This is a genomic window from Streptomyces ziwulingensis (assembly GCF_039542605.1).
Lineage (GTDB): Bacteria > Actinomycetota > Actinomycetes > Streptomycetales > Streptomycetaceae > Streptomyces > Streptomyces ziwulingensis.
Genome location: NZ_BAABIG010000004.1, coordinates 118,785 through 140,410, shown reverse-complemented (window position 1 = coordinate 140,410; position 21,626 = coordinate 118,785). Strand labels below are relative to the sequence as shown.

General features: G+C 70.5%; 15 protein-coding genes. 5 read left to right on the top strand and 10 right to left on the bottom strand.

Features of this window, described 5'->3' with window-relative positions:
* Positions 1-9 precede the first annotated feature (9 nt).
* The 3 genes from ABEB00_RS01750 to ABEB00_RS01740 are packed head-to-tail and all read right to left on the bottom strand — an operon-like array spanning position 10 to position 3,583.
* Positions 10-1,032, bottom strand: coding sequence for an ABC transporter permease (locus ABEB00_RS01750; RefSeq protein WP_345616971.1), 1,023 nt, complete (start codon positions 1,030-1,032; stop codon positions 10-12).
* A complete protein-coding gene (locus ABEB00_RS01745) occupies positions 1,025-1,948 on the bottom strand; it encodes an ABC transporter permease (RefSeq protein ID WP_345616969.1) in 924 nt (307 codons plus the stop codon). The genes ABEB00_RS01750 and ABEB00_RS01745 overlap by 8 nt, the downstream gene beginning before the upstream one ends.
* Before the next feature lie 6 nt (positions 1,949-1,954).
* Positions 1,955-3,583 (bottom strand): peptide ABC transporter substrate-binding protein, encoded by a 1,629-nt coding sequence (locus tag ABEB00_RS01740; protein WP_345616968.1) that lies wholly within the window; start codon positions 3,581-3,583, stop codon positions 1,955-1,957.
* Positions 3,584-3,893: 310 nt separating this feature from the next.
* On the opposite strand from ABEB00_RS01740, the gene ABEB00_RS01735 reads away from it, so the two are divergent.
* The 5 genes from ABEB00_RS01735 to ABEB00_RS01715 are packed head-to-tail and all read left to right on the top strand — an operon-like array spanning position 3,894 to position 9,861.
* Positions 3,894-5,786: an ABC transporter substrate-binding protein gene (locus tag ABEB00_RS01735; protein WP_345616967.1), complete on the top strand. Its 1,893-nt coding sequence runs from the start codon at positions 3,894-3,896 to the stop codon at positions 5,784-5,786.
* A gap of 43 nt (positions 5,787-5,829) precedes the next feature.
* Positions 5,830-6,879 carry an ABC transporter permease gene (locus ABEB00_RS01730; protein ID WP_345616966.1) on the top strand — a complete coding sequence of 350 codons (1,050 nt, stop codon included), beginning with the start codon at positions 5,830-5,832 and terminating at the stop codon, positions 6,877-6,879.
* Positions 6,876-7,805, top strand: a complete 930-nt coding sequence (locus ABEB00_RS01725) for an ABC transporter permease (protein WP_345616965.1) — start codon at positions 6,876-6,878, stop codon at positions 7,803-7,805. The genes ABEB00_RS01730 and ABEB00_RS01725 overlap by 4 nt, the downstream gene beginning before the upstream one ends.
* Complete coding sequence (locus ABEB00_RS01720; RefSeq protein WP_345616964.1) at positions 7,802-8,857, top strand: ABC transporter ATP-binding protein; 1,056 nt, start codon at positions 7,802-7,804, stop codon at positions 8,855-8,857. The genes ABEB00_RS01725 and ABEB00_RS01720 overlap by 4 nt, the downstream gene beginning before the upstream one ends.
* Complete coding sequence (locus tag ABEB00_RS01715) at positions 8,854-9,861, top strand: ABC transporter ATP-binding protein (RefSeq protein ID WP_345616962.1); 1,008 nt, start codon at positions 8,854-8,856, stop codon at positions 9,859-9,861. The genes ABEB00_RS01720 and ABEB00_RS01715 overlap by 4 nt, the downstream gene beginning before the upstream one ends.
* Positions 9,862-9,979: 118 nt before the next feature.
* On the opposite strand, the gene ABEB00_RS01710 is transcribed toward ABEB00_RS01715, so the two are convergent.
* From ABEB00_RS01710 to ABEB00_RS01680, 7 genes are all read right to left on the bottom strand, one after another.
* Positions 9,980-11,116, bottom strand: a complete 1,137-nt coding sequence (locus ABEB00_RS01710) for an ABC transporter ATP-binding protein (protein WP_345616961.1) — start codon at positions 11,114-11,116, stop codon at positions 9,980-9,982.
* Between the two features lie 27 nt (positions 11,117-11,143).
* Positions 11,144-12,205, bottom strand: coding sequence for an ABC transporter ATP-binding protein (locus ABEB00_RS01705; protein WP_345616960.1), 1,062 nt, complete (start codon positions 12,203-12,205; stop codon positions 11,144-11,146).
* Positions 12,206-12,215: 10 nt separating this feature from the next.
* Positions 12,216-13,193 (bottom strand): ABC transporter permease, encoded by a 978-nt coding sequence (locus tag ABEB00_RS01700; protein WP_345616959.1) that lies wholly within the window; start codon positions 13,191-13,193, stop codon positions 12,216-12,218.
* Between the two features lie 113 nt (positions 13,194-13,306).
* Complete coding sequence (locus ABEB00_RS01695; protein WP_345616958.1) at positions 13,307-15,103, bottom strand: ABC transporter substrate-binding protein; 1,797 nt, start codon at positions 15,101-15,103, stop codon at positions 13,307-13,309.
* Positions 15,104-15,216: 113 nt separating this feature from the next.
* On the bottom strand, positions 15,217-16,248 hold the full coding sequence (locus ABEB00_RS01690) for an ABC transporter permease (RefSeq protein WP_345616956.1): 1,032 nt from the start codon (positions 16,246-16,248) through the stop codon (positions 15,217-15,219).
* A 771-nt stretch (positions 16,249-17,019) separates the two neighbouring features.
* Positions 17,020-18,936, bottom strand: a complete 1,917-nt coding sequence (gene typA, locus ABEB00_RS01685) for a translational GTPase TypA (protein WP_345616954.1) — start codon at positions 18,934-18,936, stop codon at positions 17,020-17,022.
* Between the two features lie 162 nt (positions 18,937-19,098).
* Complete coding sequence (locus ABEB00_RS01680; RefSeq protein WP_345616952.1) at positions 19,099-21,396, bottom strand: ABC transporter substrate-binding protein; 2,298 nt, start codon at positions 21,394-21,396, stop codon at positions 19,099-19,101.
* Positions 21,397-21,626: the final 230 nt, after the last annotated feature.

The following is a 21,626-nucleotide window of genomic DNA, read 5'->3' as shown; positions in this document are numbered from 1 at the left end:
GGCGGCGGCTCACCTCAGCTTCGGGTCGAGGGCGTCGCGCACCGCGTCGCCGAGCATGATGAACGCCAGGACGGTGACGGCCAGCGCGCCCGAGGGCCAGAGCAGGGCGTGCGGGGCGTTGCGGACGTAGGGGGCGGCGCCGGAGATGTCGATGCCCCAGGAGACGCTCGGCGGTTTGAGGCCGACGCCGAGGAAGGACAGGGTCGCCTCCAGGGCGATGTAGGTGCCCAGCGCGATGGTCGCCACGACGATCACGGGGGCGACGGCGTTGGGCGCGATGTGCCGCAGCAGCAGCCGGGAGGGGGAGGCCCCGAGGGCGCGGGCGGCCAGGACGTAGTCGTTCTGCCGGGCGGTGATCACCGAGCCGCGGGCGATCCGGGAGATCTGCGGCCAGCCGAGCAGCACGATGAAGCCGATCACCGGCCAGACGGTGTTGCTGGTGATGACGGAGAGCAGGACCAGGCCGCCGAGGACGACCGGGATGGCGAAGAAGATGTCGGTGATCCGGGAGAGCACCGAGTCGCCCGCCCCGCCGAAGAAGCCGGCCAGTCCGCCGAGGACGCTGCCGAGGAGGGCGACGCCGAGGGTGGACAGGACGCCGACCGTCACCGAGGTGCGGGCGCCGTAGACGGTACGGGTGTAGACGTCGCAGCCCTGGCCGTCGAAGCCGAACGGGTGGCCGGGCCGGGAGCCCTCCTGCGCGCGGGCGAGGTCGCACTTGAGCGGGTTGCCGGACGCGATCAGCGAGGGCCACAGGGAGATGACGACCAGGAAGAGGATCACCAGCGCGGAGAGCAGGAAGACCGGGTTGCGGCGCAGGTCGTGCCAGGCGTCGGACCACAGGCTCCGCGGCCTGTCCTGCGGCCCGGGGCCGTCGGGCCCGTCGGGGCCGCCGGGCGGGCGCTCCAGGGTCTCGCCCTCGCTCGCGGCGAGGTCCATCGCGCCGCCCATGCCGGTCGGCGCGATCGCGCCGTCCTGGGCGGCCGGGCCCCCGCCGGCCGGGTACGGCTCCTCGGGCGTCGGCTCAGGCATAGCGGATCCTCGGGTCGAGTACGGCGTACAGCAGGTCGACGAGGAGGTTGGCGACGAGGAAGACCAGGACCAGGACGGTGACGAAACCGACCACGGTCTGCGTGTTCTGGCGCAGGATGCCCTGGTAGAGCTGGTAGCCGACGCCGTGGATGTTGAAGATCCGCTCGGTGACGATCGCGCCGCCCATCAGGGCGCCCACATCGGTGCCGATGAAGGTGACGACCGGGATGAGGGAGTTGCGCAGCAGGTGCCGGGTGATGACCCGGCGGCGCGGCAGGCCCTTGGCGATGGCGGTGCGGACGTAGTCGGAGCGCCGGTTCTCCGCGATGGAGGTGCGGGTCAGCCGGGTGACGTAGGCGAGCGAGACCGAGGCGAGGACCAGACCGGGGAGGATCAGCTCGCCGAACGGGGCGTCGGAGGAGACCGAGGGCCTGATCCACGCCCACTTCACGCCGAGCAGCAACTGGAGCAGCAGGCCGGTGACGAAGGTGGGCACGGAGATCACGACGAGGGTGAGGACCAGCACGGCGGTGTCGACGGGCCGGCCGCGGCGCAGGCCGGTGACGACGCCGAGGACGATGCCGACGACGACCTCGAAGACGAGGGCGATGACCGTCAGCCGGATGGTGACCGGGAACGCCGTCCCCATCAGCTCGGTGACCGGCTGGCCGTTGAAGGCGGTGCCGAAGTCGCCGGTGAAGACGTTGCCCATGTAGGTCAGGTACTGCTGCCACACCGGCTTGTCGAGGCCGAACTCCCTTCTGAGCTGGGCGGCGGTGGCCGGGTCGCACTCCCGGTCGCCGCAGAGCCCGGCGATCGGGTCGCCCATCACGTTGACCATGAGGAAGATCAGCAGGGTGGCCCCGATGAAGACCGGGACCATCTGCAGCAGCCGTCGGATCACGTACCGTCCCACGGCGGATCAGCTCACTGTGATCTCGTCGTACACCGGGACGCTGAACGGGTTGAGCTTCACGCCGGAGAGCCGGTCGGAGTAGCCGGCGCTGCCGTTCTGGTACCACAGCGGGATGGCGGCCATGTTGTCCCGGACCACGCCCTCGGCCTGCTGGAAGGTCTTGATGGCCTGGGCGTTGTCGGTCTCGGCGTTGGCCTTGTCGAGGAGGCTGTCGAACTCGTCGTTGGACCACTTGCCGTCGTTGGAGGAGGCGTTGGTGTAGTAGAGCGGCTGGAGGAAGTTCTGGATCAGCGGGTAGTCCATCTGCCAGCCCGCCCGGAAGGGGCCGCTCATCTTCTTGCCGGTGATCTGGTTGCGGAAGTCGGCGAAGGTGCCGACCGGGTTGCCGACGCACGCCTTGTCGTTGTCGAGGGCGTTGTTGACGGAGTTGCAGACCGCGTCCACCCACTGCTTGTGGGAGCCGGTGTCGGCGTTGTACGTGATCTTGACCTGGCCGCCCGGCAGCCCGCCGCCCTCCTTGATCAGCTTCTTGGCCTCGTCGGGCTTGAAGTCGCAGGACTCCCCGCAGAGCCCCTTCTTGTAGCCGCCGTCCGCGCCGAGGACCGGGGAGGTCCAGTCGGTGGCCGGGGTGCGGGTCCCGTGGAAGATCGTGTCGGTGATCTGGTCGCGGTCGATCGCCATGGACAGGCCCTTGCGGACCTTCTCCGCGCCGCTCTTGTTCCAGTTGTCGTCGTAGTACGGGAAGGCCAGGGTCTGGATGATGCCGGCCGGGGTGTTGATGTACCGGTCGCCCAGGTCGCTCTTCACGTTCTTGAGCTGGGCCGCGGGGACGTCGTCGACGAGGTCGAGGTTGCCGGCCATCAGGTCGGTGTAGGCGGTGTTGTTGTCGGTGTAGACCTTGAGGTCGACGCCGCCGTTGACCGCCTTGTCGTCGCCCGGGTAGTCGTCCCACTTGCGCAGCGACATCTGGGAGCCGCGGGCGTAGTTGTCGACCCGGTAGGGGCCGTTGCCGACCGGCTTCCTCAGCCAGCCGTCGTGGTCGTCGAAGAAGGCGCGCGGCAGCGGCGCGTAGGCCGGGTAGCCGAGGGTGTCCGGGAAGGTGGAGAACTTCTGGTTGAGCTTGACGGTGAAGGTGCGGGGGCCGGTGACCTTCAGTCCGGAGAGGGTGTCGGCGCTCTGCTTGCCGCCGTCCTCCGGGTGCGCCTTGTCGTAGCCGTCGATGTAGCTGAAGAAGTAGGCGTTGCGCTGGTTGTTCTTCAGGCTCGCCCCGTAGTTCCAGGCGTCCACGAAGGACTGGGCGCTCACCTTCTCGCCGTTGGAGAAGGTCCAGCCGTCCTTGACGGTGACGGTGAAGTTCTGCGAGTCGGTGGTCTCGATCTTCTCGGCGAGCATGTCCCGGGCCTCGCCGCTGTCCGGGTCGTACTGCTTGAGCCCCCGGAAGATCATGTCGAGGACCTTGCCGCCCTGCACCTCGTTGGTGTTGGCCGGCTCCAGCGGGTTCTGCGGGTCGCCCCAGGAGGAACTGAGCACCGCGCCGCCGTCCCCTCCGTCGTCGCCCCCACCGCCGCAGGCCGTCACCGCGAGGGCCGCCGCCATCGCGCACGCGGCTCGTGCGGCTTGCGTGGCTCCGCGCATGGAGTGCCTCCTCGTGGGCGCTGTGCGCCCGGCTCCGGACGCAGAAATCTGTTCAACCCACTATCACCTCATATCTCCGTAATGCCCTGTTCACCCCCTCCGTCCGGGGGACGCCGCGCCGCCAGCCCCGCACCAGCAGGGCGTCAGAGGTCTGGACCACTGATCCGAGGAAAAACATCACCACCTGTGTTTCCCCTGGCCACAGCGGTTCTGAGGGCCCGTTGACGGGCGCATACGGCCCTGATAGACACTCTCCTCACGCAGGTGGCGCCACTTCTGTCCGTCCGAACGATGACGCGAGGTCACCACCATGAGCACGGGAGAACGACGCGGGTCGGGGCCCGCCCGCCCCGCACGGCCACGGGGTCGCCGGCCGGGCCGGACGGCGGGTTCGAACGCACTGCGGCGGGCGGTCGGCGCCGCGGCGGCGGCGCTGCTCGTCACGGCCGGTCTCGCGACTCCGCTCGCCCCGGCGCCCCCGCGGGCGGCGGCGGCCGACGGCGGGCGGGTACTGACCGCGGCCGTCGCGCAGAGCGTCGACTCGTTCAACCCGTTCCTGGCCACCCGACTGGTCAGCACCAGTGTCCTGCGGCTGATGTACGAGTACCTGACGGGCTACGACCCGGGCGACGGCCACGTGGTTCCGGGACTGGCGACGAAGTGGTCCCCGTCCGCCGACGGGCTCACCTGGACCTACACGATCCGCTCCGACGCCACCTGGTCGGACGGGCGGAAGATCACCGCCGAGGACGCCGCCTGGACGTTCCGCACGATGATGACCGACGAGACCGCGGGCACCGCGAACGGAAGCTTCGTCGGCAACTTCAAGAAGGTGTCGGCGCCCGATCCCACCAGGCTCGTGATCGAGCTGGACGAGCCGCAGGCCACGATGACGGCGCTGGACGTGCCGATCGTGCCCAAGCACGTGTGGGAGAAGGTCGGCGACATCGGGAAGTTCACGGGCGACAAGAACCTCCCGGTCGTGGGCAGCGGCCCGTACGTCCTCACCGACTACCGGGCCGACAGCCATGTCCGGCTGAAGGCCAACCCGAGGTTCTGGCGCGGGGCGCCGAAGTTCGAGGAACTGGTCTTCAAGTACTACAAGGACGGGGACGCGGCCGTCGCCGCCCTGCGCAAGGGCGAGGTGTCCTTCGTCAGCAACCTGACGCCCGCCCAGGCCGAGGCGCTCCAGGGCCACGAGGACATCAAGGTCAACGACGCCCCGGGCCGCCGCTTCCACGCCCTCGCCACCAACCCCGGTGCCCGCGCCAAGGACGGCACCCGCTTCGGCGACGGCGACCCCTCCCTGCTCGACCGACGGGTCCGGCAGGCCCTGTTCCTCGCCGTGGACCGCAAGACCCTCGTCGACCGGGTGTTCCAGGGCCACGCGGTCGAGGGCGCCGGTTACCTCCCGCCCCGCTTCTCCCCGTACTTCTGGAAACCCTCGGCGGATCAGGAACTCGCCCACGACCCCGCCAGGGCGGCCCGGCTGCTGGACCGGGCCGGCTACCGGAGGAACGCCGACGGCAAGCGGGTCGGCAAGGACGGCAAGCCCCTCAGCTACCGGCTGCTGTGCCATGCCACCGACCCCAACGACAAGGCGGTCGGGCAGTACCTCACCGAATGGTGGGGCGACCTCGGCATCGGCGTGGAGCTGAACTGTCTCGACAACGTCTCCGACCCGTGGCTCGCCGGCACCTACGACCTCGCCTTCGACGGCTGGTCGGTCAACCCCGACCCGGACTTCGTGCTGTCGATCCACACCTGCGCCGCGCTGCCCGCCACCAAGGAGGACACCGGCACCACCGACAACTTCATCTGCGACCGGCAGTACGACGAGCTGTACGCCCGCCAGCTCGCCGAGTACGACCCGGACCGGCGTGCGGAGCTGGTCAAGCGGATGCAGTCCCGGCTGTACGACCTGGGTTACATGAACGTCATGGCGTACCCGAACGTCCTGGAGGCGTACCGCACCGACCAGGTGGCCTCGCTGCGGACGATGCCCGAGAACGGCGGCAACATCTTCGGGCAGGACGGGTACTGGAGCTGGTGGTCGGCGGTTCCGGCCGTAACCGGTGACGGTCCGGCGGACGGGAACTCCGCCGGGGCCGTCATCGGTGTCGTCGCCGGGGCCGTCGTCCTCGTGGGCGCCGCCGCCTTCCTCGTCCTGCGCCGCCGCTCGACCGCCGACGACCGCGAGTAGCCGATGGACCTCACCCGGCGACGCGGGAAACGGGCGGCCGCCGATGACCGCTGACGCCCGGCCCGAGGCGGCTCCGGTACCGGCCGCGCCGGCCCGCGGCCCGCACGGCTCCCCCCGCCTCGCCTACCTGCGCTACGGGGCGGGGAAGGTGGGCGGCGCCGCCGTCTCCCTGTTCGCCGTCCTCGTCACCGGCTTCTTCCTGTTCCGGCTGATTCCCGGCGACCCGGTGAAGACCATGACCGGGGGCCGTCCGGTCTCCGCCGGACAACTCGCCGCCTACCGAGCGGAGTTCGGCCTCGACCTGCCGTTGTGGGAGCAGTTCACCGACTACTGCGGCAAGGCACTCACCGGGGACCTGGGGACCTCGTACCAGTTCCGGGCACCGGTCACCGAGAAGCTCACCGAGGCGCTGCCACCGACCCTGCTGCTCACCGGCACGGCCTTCGTGCTGTACACCGCGCTGGGCATCTTCCTCGGCACGCGGTCGGCGTGGCGGCACGGGCGGCCCGCCGACCGGCTGCACACCGGGCTGGCGCTCACCCTCTACTCCCTGCCGTCGTTCTGGCTGGGCCTGCTGCTCATCATCGTCCTCGGCGTCGGGACGGGCCCGGTGCCCGGCCTGTTTCCGACCGGAGGCATGGAGTCCGGCGAGCAGGAGGGCCTCGGGTACGTCCTCGACGTCGCCCACCACCTGGTCCTGCCGGTGTTCACCCTGGTGGCCGTCGAATACGGCCAGACCCTGCTGGTGACGCGCTCGGCGCTGCTCGACGAGATGGGCGAGGACTACCTGACCACCGCGCGGGCCAAGGGACTCCGGGACGACCTGGTACGCCGTCGGCACGCCGTGCCCAACGCGCTGCTGCCCACGGTCACCCTGATCTTCGTCAACCTCGGCCGGACGGTCATCGGGGTCGTGCTGGTGGAGACCGTCTTCTCCTGGCCCGGCCTGGGCGGCCTCTTCTACCAGGCCCTGAGCGTGCCCGACCTGCCCCTGGTCCAGGGGCTGTTCCTCTTCTTCGCCGCGGCGGTGATCATCCTGAACACACTGGCCGATCTGCTCTATCCCCTGCTGGACCCGCGGGTGGGCCGATGACCGCGGCCCCCGCGCCGCCCGCCCCCGCCGGGCCCGCCGCCGCGCGGGCACTGGCCCGGCAGCGGCGCCGGCGGGCGGCGGCCCGCTTCTGGCGGCAGTACCGCACCCACCGCGCCGGACTGGTGGGGCTGGCCGCGCTCGTCCTGCTGGTACTGGTCGCGCTGACCGCGCCGCTCACCGTCGGCGGCGACGTGACCAGCGTGACCGGTGCCCCGGGCCGGCCACTGCAGGGGCCGAGCGGCCGGTTCCCGTTCGGCACCGACCGGTTCGGCCGCGACCTGTTCGGTCTGGTCGTCCAGGGCACCCGGGTCTCGCTGCTCGTCGGACTCCTCGCGGCGGTGCTCTCGGTGGCGATCGGCGCGCTGGCCGGGATCACGGCCGGCCACTTCCGCGGGGCGTACGCGACGGTGGTCATGCGGATCACCGACTGGTTCCTGGTCATGCCGACCCTGGTGCTGGCCGTCGTGCTCGCCACCGTCATGTCCCGGTCGCTGGGCACGGTGATCCTCGCGATCGGCATCACCTCGTGGCCGACCACGGCCCGGCTGGTGCGCGCCCAGACGCTGGCGGTGGAGTCCCGGCCGTACATCGAGCGGGCGAAGGCGCTCGGCGGCGGGCACACGCACGTCATGGTCCGGCACGTGCTGCCCAACGTGATGCCGCTGGTCCTGGCCCAGACCACGCTGATGGTCTCCACCTCCGTCCTCGCCGAGGCGACCCTCGCCTTCCTCGGGCTCGGCGATCCGACCGTGGTGTCCTGGGGCGGGCTGCTCCAGGACGCCCGCGAGGCGGGCGCGGTCAGCTCCGGCGGCTGGTGGTACCTGGTGCCGCCGGGCCTCGCCATCGCCGCCGTCGCGCTGGCCTTCACGCTGTGCGGCCGGGCGGTCGAATCGGTGCTCAACCCCCGTCTGGGGGTGACCCGGTGACGCTGCTCGAAGTCCGGGGCCTGACGGTCACCTATCCGGGCGGGGCCGCCGCGGTGCGGGGCGTCGACCTCACGCTGCCGGCCGGGCGGAAGCTGGGCATCGCGGGTGAGTCCGGCTGCGGCAAGACCACGCTGGCCCTCGCCCTGCTGCGGCTGCTGCCGGCCGGCACCGAGGTCACCGGGGAGGTGCTGCTGGACGGTGAGGACGTGCTCACCATGCGGTGGGGCCGGGTGCGTGCCGTCCGCTGGGCCGGCACGTCGATCGTGTTCCAGGGCGCGATGCACTCCCTCAACCCCGTGCACCGGGTGGGCGACCAGATCGCCGAGCCGATCCTGCTGCACCGGCGGGCGTCCCGCGCGGCGGCCCGCACCCGCGCGGGTGAACTGCTGGAACAGGTCGGCCTCTCGCCGGCCCGGGCGGCGGCGTACCCGCACCAGCTCTCCGGCGGCCAGCGCCAGCGCGTCATGATCGCGATGGCGCTGGCCTGCGACCCCCGGCTGATCGTCGCCGACGAACCGACCACCGCCCTGGACGTCATGATCCAGGCGCAGATCCTGCGGCTGATCGAGCGTTCCGTCGCCGAACGGGACCTCGGACTGATCATGATCAGCCACGATCTCTCCGTCCTGTCGGAGACCTGCGACCGGCTGGCGGTGATGTACGCCGGCCGCGTGGTCGAGGAGGGGCCCGCCGGGGCCGGCCACGACGGGGCTCTGCACCCCTACGCCCGGGCGCTGTCCGCCGCGTTCCCGCGCGTCGGCGACCCCGCCTCCCGGTTCGCACCGCGCGGCCTGCCCGGCGACCCGCCGGACCCGGCCGCCCCTCCCGCCGGCTGCGCCTTCCATCCGCGCTGCCCGGTGGCGCTCGCGGGCTGCGCCACGCACGACGTCCTCCTGCGGGAGGCACCCGGGGACCGGCGGGCAGCCTGCGTCCACGTGCCGGAGGCGGCCCCCGGCCAGCGGCCGCCGCGGGGCACTGCGGCCGGTCCCACCCCCGGGGCGCCCCCACCAATCCGGCAGCACCCGGCCGACCCCACCGGAAGGACCGCATGACGACCACACCGCCGACCGCGCCTCCTCCCCCGCTGCTCGGCGTGACCGGGCTGCACGTCACCTTCCCCGGGCGGCAGGGCGGGCCGCCGGTCCGGGCCGTGGACGGCGTGGCCCTCGCGGTGCGCTCCGGCGAGATCGTGGCGCTGGTCGGGGAGTCGGGGTGCGGCAAGACCACCCTGGCCCGTGCGCTGCTCGGCCTGGTCCCGCCCGCCTCGGGGCGGATCGAGTTCGCCGGGCGCCCGCTGACGTACCGCTCCCGGGCCCTGAAGGCCCACCGCAAGCGCGTCCAGTTGGTGCTCCAAGACCCCGGCAGCTCACTCAATCCCCGGCACACGGTGTACGACGCGGTGGCGGAAGGGCTGCGCGTCCACAGGTACTCCGGTGACGAGAAGGAAGCCGTCACCGAGGCGCTGGCCCGCGCGGGGCTGCGGCCCCCCGAGCGGTTCCTGCTCCGCCTTCCGCACGAACTCTCCGGTGGCCAGCGCCAGCGCGTGGTGATCGCCGGCGCGCTGGTCCTGGCGCCCGAACTGCTGGTCGCCGACGAGCCGGTGGCGTCGCTGGACGCGTCGGTACGCGGCGAGATCCTCGCGCTGCTGCTGCGCCTGCGCGCCGAACTGCGCCTGGCCGCGCTGGTCGTCACCCACGATCTCGGGCTGGCCTGGAACGTCGCCGACCGGGTGGCGGTCATGTACCTGGGCCGGATCGTGGAGACGGGGAGCGTCGAAGAGGTGCTCACGGCACCACGGCACCCCTACACCCGGGCCCTGCTCTCGGTGCTCCCGGGCACAGCGGGAGACCCGGTGGTGCTGTCCGGCGAGCCACCGGACCCCGCCCGCATCCCCTCCGGGTGCCGGTTCCGGGTCCGCTGCCCGGTCCTGGCGGGCGGTGAGGCGGAGCGGGCCGGGGTCGCGGAACGCTGCCGCGACGAGGATCCGGGGCTGTCGGACGCCGGCGCGGGGGTGCGGGTGGCGTGCCACTGGGCCGAGGGCCGGGCGGCCGGCTGACCGCACGGCGGACCCGCCGGCGGGCCGCCCCGCACACACCGGGACCGGGGCGGACGCGCCTGCCTCCGCCCCGGTCGGGAACGCGCGCGGGTACCGGCCACGGGCCGGCCAGGCCGGATCAGATCTGGCCGGCCGTGGTGCCGTGTCCCTCCAGCGCCTTCAGCCCCGGGTCCATCACCACGTCCTCGGCGCGGGCCTCGGTGGTGGGCGCCTCCGGGAAGTGGCAGGCCGTGAGGTGGCCCGGCCTGTTGCCGTCGAGCCGGACCAGCGGCGGCTCATCGGTGGCGCACTTGTCCTGGGCCTTCCAGCAGCGGGTGCGGAAGCGGCAGCCGGACGGCGGGGCGATCGGCGAGGGCACGTCGCCCTCCAGGCGGATGCGCTCCCCCTTCTCCGCGTCGATGTCGGCGTTCGGCACCGCGGACAGCAGCGCGTGCGTGTACGGGTGGCGGGGCCGGGTGTAGATCGAGTCGCGGTCCGCGATCTCCACGATCTTGCCGAGGTACATGACCGCGACGCGCTGCGAGAAGTGGCGGACGATCGCCAGGTCGTGGGCGATGAAGACGAACGCGATCCCCATCTCCCGCTGCACTTCCTGCAGCAGGTTGACCACCTGGGCCTGGATCGACACGTCGAGGGCGGAGACCGGCTCGTCGGCGACGATCAGCTTGGGCTGCAGGGCGATGGCCCGGGCGACGCCGATGCGCTGGCGCTGACCGCCCGAGAACTCGTGCGGGAACCGGTTGTAGTGCTCCGGGTTGAGGCCGACGATCTCCAGGAGTTCGCGGACACGCTTCTCCCGGCCACCGGGCGGGTTGATCCCGTTGATCGCCATCGGGCCCGAGATGATCGTGCCCACGGTCTGCCGGGGGTTCAGCGAGGCGTACGGGTCCTGGAAGATCATCTGGATCTCGGACCTGACCGGCGCCAGCTCCCGGCGGCCGGCCCGGCTGATGTCCCGGCCCTTGTACTCGATGGTGCCCGAGGTCGGCTCGTGCAGCCGGGTCAGCAGCCGGCCGGTGGTGGACTTGCCGCAGCCGGACTCGCCGACGAGGCCGAGGCTCTCCCCGGGGAAGACCTCGAAGTCGACGCCGTCGACGGCCTTCACCGCGCCGACGGTGCGCCGGATCGGGAAGCCGCCCTTGATCGGGAAGTGCTTGGTCAGACCGCTGACCTTGACCAGCGGTGCGGCGTCGTCGTCCCGCTGCTGCGGGATGGTGTCGGCGACCGCCGTGGTCGTCTTGCTGTTGTCGCTCATGGTGATGCCCCAGTCGCCGGTTTCCGCTCAGCCCAGCCGGGGCTGAATCGTCTCGATGAAGACCTGCTGCCGCTGTTCCTTCGTCAGATGACAGGCGGCGGCTCGTCCCGGGGCCAGCGTCGGGCGCTCGCCCGAGCAACGCTCCCCGGAGACCAGGTCGGTGAAGCCGCACCGCGGATGGAACGGACATCCGGTGGGCGGGTTGAGCAGCGAGGGCGGCGATCCCGGGATCGGCACCAGCGGCTCGTCGACGTCGGAGGTGAGCTGCGGCATCGACCCCAGCAGACCCCAGGTGTACGGGTGCTGCGGCGCCTTGAGCACCTCACGCGTGGTGCCGCGCTCCACGGCACGGCCGGCGTACATCACCAGGATGTCGTCGGCCATGTTGGCGACCACCCCGAGGTCGTGGGTGATCATGATGATCGCGGAGCCGAACTCCTGCTGGAGGTCCTTGAGCAGATCCAGGATCTGCGCCTGCACCGTCACGTCGAGGGCCGTGGTGGGCTCGTCGGCGATGAGCAGGTCCGGGTTGCAGGAGAGCGCCATGGCGATCATGGCCCGCTGCCGCATACCGCCGGAGAACTGGTGCGGGTAGTCGTCGACCCGCTGCTGCGGGTGCGGGATGCCGACCTTCTCCAGCAGATCGATGGCGCGCACCCGGGCATCCCTCTTCGAGGCGCCGGTGTGCTTCATGAACGGCTCGCCGATCTGCCGGCCGACCGTGTAGTACGGCGACAGCGCGGTCAGCGCGTCCTGGAAGATCATCGCCATCTTCTTGCCGCGCAGCGTCTCCAACTGCTTCTCGCTGGCGTCGGTCAACTCCTGGCCGTCCAGGGTGATCGACCCGTCGATGGCGGTCTTCCTGCGGTTGTGCAGGCCGAGGACGGCCAGGTTGGTCACCGACTTGCCGGAGCCGGACTCGCCCACGATCCCGAGGGTCCTGCCCCGCATCAGGTCGAAGGAGAGCCCGTCCACGGCCTTGACGACGCCCTCGTCGGTGGAGAAGTGGACCTTGAGGTCGCGCACCGAGAGAAAGGCGTTCCCCGCGGCGGCGGCCGCGGCCTCGTCGGGCTTGGTCTGAGTGGTCACGGTGGTTCTCCTAGGACAGGCGCACGCGCGGGTCGATGACGGCGTACAAGGCGTCCACGATCAGGTTGAAGACGATGATCAGCGCGGCGCTGATCAGCATGACGCCCATCAGCATCGGCAGGTCCTTGTTGGTGACGGACTCCAGGGCGAGCCGGCCGAGCCCGGCCAGGCCGAACGTCAGCTCGGTCACCATGCCGCCTGCCAGCAGCGAGGACAGGTCGATACCGAGAATGGTGATGATGGGGATGAGGGAGCCGCGCCAGGCGTACCGGAAGAACGTGTAGTTGCCCGACATGCCCTTGGCGCGGGCCGCCCGCACGTGTTCTTCCTGGAGTTGCTCGACCATGGACGAGCGGCTCATACGGGTGTAGTTGGCGGTGAAGATGGTCGCCATGACGACCCAGGGGATCAGCAGGCCCATGAACCAGCCGCCGGGGTCCTCGGAGATCGGCACGTACTTCGGCTTGTCCAGCCAGCCGGTGGTGTAGACCAGGGCGAGCAGCACGAGCGGGCCCAGGAAGTAGATCTGCAGCGAGCTGATGACAAGTGAACCGCTGCTGAAGACCTTGTCCAGCCAGGTACCGCGGTACTTGGCGGCCAGCATGCCGGCGCCGAGGCCGACGACGAGGAAGACCACCAGGCTGCCGACGGTGAGCGAGAGGGTCAGCGGGAAGCGGTCGAGGATCGTGTCCCAGACGTTCTGGTTGTTGGCGAAGGAGACGCCGAAGCAGGGCGCGTCGCAGTGGCCGACGGCGAAGTCACGGCCCGCGAAGATGCCGGTCAGGAAGTGCCAGAACTGGAGGATGACCGGCTGGTCGAGGCCGAGGTTCTTGTGGATGATCTCCAGCGCGTCCGGAGTGCAGTTCTTGCCACAGGCCAGCGTGGCCGGGTCCTGCGGGATGGCGAAGAACATGAAGAACGTGAAAGCACTGATCAACAGCAGAATCAGCGCCGCGCCGAACGTCCGGCGAAGGAGGAATTGAAGCATGGCAGGCGTCTGCTCTCAGGACGGCGGCGATCGGGAGGGGGTCGGCGGGAGGTCCGGGGACCGGTGGGGGGCGCTCCGCCGCGCGTCCCCCCACCGGTTGCCCGGTCTGGCGGTTACTTCTTGAGGTAGACCCGGGTGACGTCCACGTAGCTCGAGTCGGAGCTGTAGCGGAGACCGCCGATGTTCGAACCGAAGATCTGGAAGACCTTGGTGTAGTAGATCGGCGCTGCCGGGTTGACCTCCTTGGAGATGTACTCGTTCAGCTCGGCCCAGGCCTTGGTGGCCTCGGTCGTGTCGGTGATCTTCAGGATGCGCGCGATCTCCGAGTTGACGTGCTTGTCGTTGATGTGCGCGTAGTTCGACGAGCCGTCCTGGAGCTGCGTGCCGTCGTAGGACGGCGGGATGACCGTGGAGGCGGACGGCCAGTCCTGGCCCCAGCCGGTCATGTACAGGTCGTAACCGTTGTCGATCTTGCCGACCTGCTCGTACCAGGTGGCGGCGTCGATCTCCTTCTTCTGGATGTCGAGGCCGATCTTGCCCAGGGCGTCGGCGATCAGCACGGCCTGCTGCTGGCGGACCGGCGTGTTGCCGTAGGCGTAGACGAGCTTCTTGCCCTTGAAGCCGCCTTCCTCGATCAGCTTCTTGGCGGCCTCGATGTCACCGTTCGGCTTGGCCTTGCGGTTGAACGGGTCGAAGGCCTCGTCGTAGCCCGGGGTGGTGGGCGACATCAGCGAGTTGGCGACCTCGCCGCCGTAGGCACCGCCGTCGGCCTTGAAGACCGCGGTGGAGGGCAGCGCCAGCGCGATGGCGTCCCGGAGCTTCTTGTCCTTGACGCGGTCCAGGTTGAAGTTGAGCTGCCACACGTAGGGCGCGTAGCCCTGGATGGTGCGGCCCATGGCGGCCTTGTCGCTGACCACGTTCTGGAGCTGCGTGGTGGCGACCTGGCCGGTGAACATCATCGCGTTCTTGGCCTCGCCCTGGTCGGCCAGGAGCGTCTTGGTCTGGTCCTCGTCATCGTGGTTCATCTCGATGTCGAAGCCGTCCACGTACTGGTGGCGCACCGAGTCGGACTTGGCGTCCCACTGGGTGTTCTTGACCAGCTTCATGGACTTGCCCGGCTTGAAGTCGGCGATCTTGTACGGGCCGATGGCGACCGGGTCGGAGTCGTACTTCGCCTTGGTGTCCGTCTCCTCCGGGACGACGCTGTAACCCGGCATCGTCAGCATCTGCGGGAGGTCGGGCTGGGCGTCCTTGAAGTGGAAGACGACCGTCTTGTCGTCCGGCGTCTCCAGGACGTCCTTCGGCAGGTGCTTGCCCTTGTCCGGGCCCGCGTACGCCTTGCGGTAGGTGGTGCCGGCGCCGGACAGCCACTGCTGGAGGTAGGTCGGACCGTCGGTGATGTACGAGGAGTACAGGCGCTCGACCGTGTTGCGGATGTCGGCCGCGTTGATCGGGTTGCCGTTCTCGTCCTTCAGGTCGTCCTTCAGCGTGTACGTCCAGGTCTTGCCGCCGTTGGAGACCTGGCCGGCGTCGGTGGCGAGGTCGCCCACGACGGTCAGGTTGCCGTTGTCGTCCTCCTGGTACTGCGTCAGACCGCGGTAGATGAGGCGGCTGAGGAGCTTGCCGTCCGACACGTAGATCTGGCCCGGGTCCAGGTGCGAGAAGTCCGCTTCCTGGTAGACGGTCGCGGTGCCGCCCGTCTGGGCACCGGAGATCTCGGCGGCCGGACCGGTCGACGCCTTGACGTCACCGATCTGCACCGGCTTCGACTGCGACTTGGCGTCCTCTTTGCTCTTGCTGTTGTCCTTGGCGGAGCTGTCGCTGCCGCCGCCGCAGGCGGTCAGGGTCAGGGCGCCGGCGGCGACCGCGACTATCGCCGCGGTCGCGGTGCGGTGACGAAAGATGCTCATGGAGATGAATACACCTGCCTGTGAGTGGTGGGCACTGCTGGTACGTGACCGGTGCCGGGTCGTGGAGCCCCTGGACCGGCCGGGCGAAACTGTGGGGGGAGGACCTGTGGGGCTCAGCGCCCGGTCTTGGGATCGAAAGCGTCGCGCACCGAGTCGCCGAGGAGGTTGAAGGCGACGACGAAGATCACCATGGCGATGCCGGGGAAGAGCATGTAGTACGGGTCCTGCTCCACGATGCGGGCGCCGATGGAGAACATCCGTCCCCAGTCCGGGGTGGGTTCGACGTAGCCGACACCCACGAAGGACAGGAACGCGATGCTGAGGATGGTGCTCGGCAGCGTGAGCGTCGCCTGTACCAGCGTAGGAGTGACGATGTTGGGCAGGAGTTCCTTGCGGATGATGCGCCAGGACGAGGCACCGGAGATGCGCGCGGCCTCGACGAACTCGCGGTCGCGCAGGGACAGCGTGGCGGCACGGACGATGCGCGCCATGCTCATCCACCCCAGGAAGGAGAGCACGATGATGATCGCGGAGGTGCGCACGTAGGTGGGCGTCTCCTCGTCGGGGGCGACGAACACCGTGGTGATGACGGGCATCGCCGCGACGAAGAACAACTGGCTGGGCAGCGCCATGAAGAAGTCGGTCACCCGGCCGAGCCAGTAGTCGATCCGCCCGCCGAAGTAGCCGCCGGCGAGGCCGATCAGCACGCCCGTCACGGTCATCAGCAAGGTGGCGGCCAGAGCCGTGAAGAGCGACGTCCGGATGCCGTACAGGAGCTGCGTGAAGACGTCGCGGCCGAGACCGGGCTCGATGCCGAACCAGAACTCCCCGTCGATGCCGCCGGCCGGCTTCGCCGGCATGGTGAACATGTCGAGGAGTTCGGGGTTGTCCTGCCCGTACAGGGTGTACGGGTCCTTGCCGTACAGGTTCGCGATCAGCGGGGCCGCCACCGCGATCACGAAGTAGAACAGGACGATGACGGCGGAGACCACACCGGTCCGGTCGCGCTTGAAACGCGCCCACATCAACTGCCCGGGGCTGCGCCCCACGGGCTTCTTCGGCTCTGGGGCGTCGCCCTGGGGCACGCTCTCTTTGTCCAAGACGGAAGAGGCTGCAGCACCCTCAATCTCGATTGGACTCGTCATGATTCGTCCATTTCACAAGTTGGAGGTCGTCGGAGTGCACGGCGACCCGACGGCCTTCGCACGGCGTACGTCATGTGCGGCGCGCGGGGGGAACAACGACGAAGGGGCGACACCGACCCCTGGGGAACCCTGGCTCTCGGCCGGCGGCTACCGGCCGGCGGAGCAGGTCGTCAAGGGAGTTCGCGGCGCCGCGACGCCGTCGTGACCGTCCTGACCGGACCGAGCGCACCCGCGGGGCCTCCACCTGCCATCGGGGACGACCCGACCCACATGGCGCTTGTGGCACCTCGCATGGGTTCCTCCTCATGATTCCGCTGCTTCACCGCAAAGGGGAGCACGCGACGCACACCGGCCATCTTCGTGCCGGAGAGTGCCAGGTGCCCCCTGCGCTCGCGAGACTGCGCTGTCGGCGCATGACCCGTTTATCCGAGGTCTACGCGCCTAACTATCTGCCATCGGCCAGGCAACGAACCACACCCCCAAGGTCTCGGTTCGATCACAGATAGGGGCCAGACCTTCCAAATTCCGGACAAAGGGTTTGGTGAGAGATCACTGCGAAACGGACTTGTTACACATCTAGCGATCATCACTGTCCGTATATCGGACGCCTTGGTGACGAAATGTGATTGCGCGTAACTACTGAGCAGTGCACGCTGCCACGGAGGACCGTCCCGGCATCGGCCCGGCCGACGGCGGCCGACGCGGCCACACCAAACACGACGGCACCGGACGCCGCGTCAGCCGCGGTGTCCGGTGCCGTTCTCTCCGGTGTCAGGCGTTCTTGGCCCGGCTGGCGGCGCGGGCGCGCTCGCGGGCGTCCAGGTTCACCTTGCGGATGCGGACGGCCTCCGGGGTGACCTCGACGCACTCGTCGTCGCGGCAGAACTCCAGGGACTGCTCCAGGGAGAGCTTGCGCGGCGGGACGATCGCCTCGAACGAGTCGGCCGAGGAGGACCGCATGTTCGTGAGCTTCTTCTCCTTGGTGATGTTCACGTCCATGTCGTCGGCGCGCGAGTTCTCACCGACGATCATGCCCTCGTAGACCTCGGTGCCGGGCTCGGTGAAGAGCACCCCGCGCTCCTGGAGGTTGGTCATCGCGAAGGCGGTGACGGCACCGGAGCGGTCGGCGACGAGCGAGCCGTTGTTACGGGTCTTCAGCTCGCCGAACCACGGCTCGTGGCCCTCGTGGATGGAGTGGGCGATGCCCGTGCCGCGGGTGCTGGTCAGGAACTCGGTACGGAAGCCGATGAGGCCGCGGGAGGGGACGACGAACTCCATGCGGACCCAGCCGGAGCCGTGGTTCGACATGTTGTCCATGCGGCCCTTGCGGACGCCCATGAGCTGCGTGACCGCGCCCATGTGCTCCTCGGGCACGTCGATCGTCATGCGCTCGACGGGCTCGTGCGTCTTGCCGTCGATCTCCTGGGTGACCACCTGCGGCTTGCCGATGGTCAGCTCGAAGCCCTCGCGGCGCATCTGCTCGACCAGGATGGCCAGCGCCAGCTCGCCGCGGCCCTGCACCTCCCAGGCGTCGGGACGCTCGGTGTCCAGCACCCGCAGCGAGACGTTGCCGACGAGTTCGCGGTCGAGGCGGTCCTTGACCTGGCGGGCGGTGACCTTGCGGTCCTTGACCGCGGCCTTCGCGTCCGCGCCCTTGCCGGTGCCGCCGCGGCCGACCAGCGGCGAGGTGTTGGTGCCGATGGTCATGGAGATGGCCGGCTCGTCGACCGTGATCAGCGGCAGCGCGATCGGGTTCTCGGGGTCGGCCAGGGTCTCGCCGATCATGATGTCCGGGATACCGGCCACGGCGCAGATGTCACCGGGGCCCGCCTTCTCGGCGGGCTTGCGGGTGAGCGCCTCGGTCATGAGCAGCTCGGTGATGCGGACGTTGGACATCGTGCCGTCACGCTTGATCCAGGTGACGGTCTGGCCCTTGCGCAGCTCGCCCTGCTCCACCCGGAGCAGGGCGATACGGCCGAGGAAGTTGTCCGCGTCCAGGTTGGTGACGTGCGCCTGCAGCGGCGCGGCCTCGTCGTAGGACGGGGCCGGGACGGACTCCAGGATCGTGGTGAAGAACGGCTCCAGGCTGTCGCTGTCGGCCGGGACGGTGCCGTCCTCCGGCTTGGTCAGCGAGGCGACGCCGTCCCGCGCGCAGGCGTAGACGATCGGGAACTCGATCTGGTCCTCGTCGGCGTCCAGGTCGAGGAAGAGGTCGTACGCCTCGTTCACGACCTCGTCGATGCGCGAGTCGGGGCGGTCCGTCTTGTTGATGCACAGGATGACGGGCAGGCGGGCCTGCAGCGCCTTGCGCAGCACGAAGCGGGTCTGGGGCAGCGGGCCCTCGGAGGCGTCGACGAGCAGGACGACCGCGTCCACCATCGACAGGCCGCGCTCGACCTCACCGCCGAAGTCGGCGTGGCCGGGGGTGTCGATGATGTTGATCGTGACGACGTCGCCGCCGTCTTTCGGGTGGTACTTGACGGCCGTGTTCTTCGCCAGGATCGTGATGCCCTTCTCACGTTCCAGGTCGTTCGAGTCCATCATGCGGTCGTCGAGCGACTCGGCAGCGTGCGCGGCGAAGGCACCGGCCTGCTTGAGCATGGCATCGACCAGAGTGGTCTTGCCATGGTCGACGTGGGCGACGATGGCGACGTTGCGGATGTCGTGACGCGTTGCGGACACAGCCATGTTGCGGCGTACTCCCGAAGTGGTGAGGACGGCCAGGTCACTGTGCGCTGGCCTTCGCCGGGCTGGTGACGCCTCGGCCTTTTCCCTCCCATGGTACGGGGCGGGGGGAAGTGGAGCCTCGCACCCCTGCGCGGCAGGGCCCCGAAGCCCCCGGCGGGGCCGTCACGGCGCCGGGCTGCCGGCCCGCTTTCCGCCGCCGTCGGGGCCCCGCGCCCCCTTGGCCAGGAAGCCCATGTCCTCGAAGACCGGGGTCCCGAAGCCGAAGGCGCCCGCGTTGGCGAGGTTCTTCCGGGCGGCCATGAGCTGCGGGCGCTGGTAGAGGGGCAGCGAGCCGGCCGCCGCCCAGATCCGGGAGTCGGCCTTGCGGATCAGGGTGCGGGCCTCCTTCTCGTCGAGGGTGCCGGCGGCCTGCTCGAAGAGCTGGTCCACCTGGTCGGTGCCGACGCGGGTGTAGTTCTGCTCGACGTTCAGGGAGCCGTCGGCGGCCGGGACCGGCTTGGCGTAGATCGGGCGGGCGTCGGTGGCGGGGAAGGCCGAGGCGGGCCAGGAGTACAGCGCGAGGTCGTACTGGCCGGAGGCGATGTGGTCCCGGAAGTAGCTCTCGTCGGAGACCGTGGTGAGGTCGGTGCGCACGCCGATCCGCTTCAGCATGGCCGTGATGCGGTCGGCCACCGCGCGCAGCGTGCCGGAACCCGGGCCGGAGGGGAGGACGAAGCGCAGGGTGAGCGCCTTGCCGTCCTTGGCGAGGGGAGCGGCCGCGGCGCCCGCCGGGGCGGGGGTGCCCTCCGGGGCGGGGGTGCCCTCCGGAGCCGCGGTGCCCTTCGGGGCGTAGGCGCCGGGGGCGCCGCCCTGCGCCTCGTGCCGCTCGCCGCCCTGCCGCTCGCCCTCGCCCTTGTCGTCCTCGCCCCTGTCGTCCTCGCCCTTGTCGTCCTCGCCCTTGTCGTCCTCGCCGACGATGTAGGTGCCGTCGTCGGTGTCCTGGCTCTCCTCGTCGCCCTCCCCCTCGGCGCCCGCGGCCTCCTCCCCGTCCTCCTTCTGCTCGTCCTTCCTCTCCTGCCGCTCCCGCACCGGGCCGCCGGGCACCCACCCGGCGTCCACGAGCAGCGCGCGGGCCTCCTTGGTGTCCGGGCGGCCGAGCGCGCCGCTGCCGTCGGCGTACGCGTCCTGCCCGGCGAGCGCGAGGTGGCTGCCGAGCGGCTCGGCGGGCAGGCCCAGGGGCTTCAGTACGGCCTCGGCGAGCTTGTCGCGGTCCACGGCGCGGGCGACGGCCCGGCGGACCCGTTCGTCGGCGAGGGGCCCGTCGGCGCCGTTCAGGGCGAGCTGGGTGTAGGCGGGCTCCAGCGACTTGCGGACCTCGAAGCCGCGCAGGGCGGTCCGCCGCCGTTGGGTCCTGGCGAGGGCCTCGCGCTGTTCGGCGCGGGCGAGTGTCTCGTCGTGCGCGGCCTCCTCGTCGGAGCCGTTGGCGACCGCCCAGGAGCGCAGGGCGTCGGCGGCGGACCGCCCCTCGGGGCCGGCCGCCGGGCCGCCGCTGGACGGGGCGGCGGGGCTCGCGAGGGGGTTGCCGGAGGCGGCGCCGGGCGGGGCGCCGGCGAGGCCGACCTCCTCGGCGGTGTCCGGGTCGATCTCGGCCAGGTCGAGGGTGCCGGCGGTGAGCGCGGCGATCCGCTCGGCGCGCGGTACGGCGCGCAGCACGATCTGCGTCAGCTTGGCCGGCTCGCCCCACCAGCGCGGGTTGCGGCCGAGCACGATCTCGCCGTCCTCGCGGTCGGCCCGCTCCACGGCGAACGGGCCGGCGGTGACCTTCAGCTTGCGCCGGGCCCGGTCGTTGAAGGCGTCCGGGGTGCCCATGACGTCCTTCGGGTACAGCGGGGTGAACAGCGATTTCCAGTCGGCGTAGGGGCGGCTGAAGGTGACCTTGACCTCCAGGTCGTTCTTCCCGCGCTCGATCTTCTCGATCCGGTCGTATCCGGCGTTCCGGGCGGTCCAGTAGGCCGCGTCCTTGCCGGACAGGGCGCGCCACTGGGCGGCGAAGTCGGCGGCGCCGATCTCCCGGCCGTCGCTCCAGACGGCCTGCTGGCCGAGCTTGTACAGGACGACCTGCTTGGGCTCGGTCCGCACGACCTCGGCGGACTCCAGGTAGGCGGGGTCGCGCACCGGCCGGCCGGCCGCGTCGACGCGGAAGAGGGAGGGCAGCACGGCCTGGGCGACGCGGTGGGTGGTGGCGTCGGCGTCGGACTGGAAGGCGTTGAGGGTCTCCGGCACCGTGTCCACGGCCCAGCGCAGGGTGCCGCCGTCGGCGACCCGGGCGCGGGCGGCGGTGGCGATGTCCGGTCCCGCGAGGGGCTTGCCCTCGGGTTCCTCGGAGGTGCAGCCGGCCAGCGTGAGGACCGCGAGCGCGCCCGCGGTGAGGAAGGTGACCGAGCGGGTGAGCGCGCGGGGTCCGGCACCGACGTGGGACATCTCTGCTACCTCCGGTAAGCCGCGGTCGCTATGGTCTCTTTTGGCGGTATATGGAGTTGATCATTTGTATTCAGACCTCTGCGGCCACTGAAAAGGAAAGGATTCGGTGACGGTGGGCGACACGACGGACACGGCTGGTAACCCCACCCGGGCGGCCCAACGCGCCCCTCCTGTGCACCCTCGCGCTCCAGCCAATCGACGCACGTCCTCTTCACAGGGACAGGTGTGAC

What these genes read in the sequence shown, in the direction of transcription:
- ABEB00_RS01695 (WP_345616958.1), bottom strand. Translation starts at nt 15,103, where the DNA reads ATGAGCATCTTTCGTCACCGCACCGCGACCGCGGCGATAGTCGCGGTC.
- ABEB00_RS01750 (WP_345616971.1), bottom strand. Translation starts at nt 1,032, where the DNA reads ATGCCTGAGCCGACGCCCGAGGAGCCGTACCCGGCCGGCGGGGGCCCG.
- typA (WP_345616954.1), bottom strand. Translation starts at nt 18,936, where the DNA reads ATGGCTGTGTCCGCAACGCGTCACGACATCCGCAACGTCGCCATCGTC.
- ABEB00_RS01735 (WP_345616967.1), top strand. Translation starts at nt 3,894, where the DNA reads ATGAGCACGGGAGAACGACGCGGGTCGGGGCCCGCCCGCCCCGCACGG.
- ABEB00_RS01710 (WP_345616961.1), bottom strand. Translation starts at nt 11,116, where the DNA reads ATGAGCGACAACAGCAAGACGACCACGGCGGTCGCCGACACCATCCCG.
- ABEB00_RS01715 (WP_345616962.1), top strand. Translation starts at nt 8,854, where the DNA reads ATGACGACCACACCGCCGACCGCGCCTCCTCCCCCGCTGCTCGGCGTG.
- ABEB00_RS01690 (WP_345616956.1), bottom strand. Translation starts at nt 16,248, where the DNA reads ATGACGAGTCCAATCGAGATTGAGGGTGCTGCAGCCTCTTCCGTCTTG.
- ABEB00_RS01680 (WP_345616952.1), bottom strand. Translation starts at nt 21,396, where the DNA reads ATGTCCCACGTCGGTGCCGGACCCCGCGCGCTCACCCGCTCGGTCACC.
- ABEB00_RS01740 (WP_345616968.1), bottom strand. Translation starts at nt 3,583, where the DNA reads ATGCGCGGAGCCACGCAAGCCGCACGAGCCGCGTGCGCGATGGCGGCG.
- ABEB00_RS01725 (WP_345616965.1), top strand. Translation starts at nt 6,876, where the DNA reads ATGACCGCGGCCCCCGCGCCGCCCGCCCCCGCCGGGCCCGCCGCCGCG.
- ABEB00_RS01730 (WP_345616966.1), top strand. Translation starts at nt 5,830, where the DNA reads ATGACCGCTGACGCCCGGCCCGAGGCGGCTCCGGTACCGGCCGCGCCG.
- ABEB00_RS01700 (WP_345616959.1), bottom strand. Translation starts at nt 13,193, where the DNA reads ATGCTTCAATTCCTCCTTCGCCGGACGTTCGGCGCGGCGCTGATTCTG.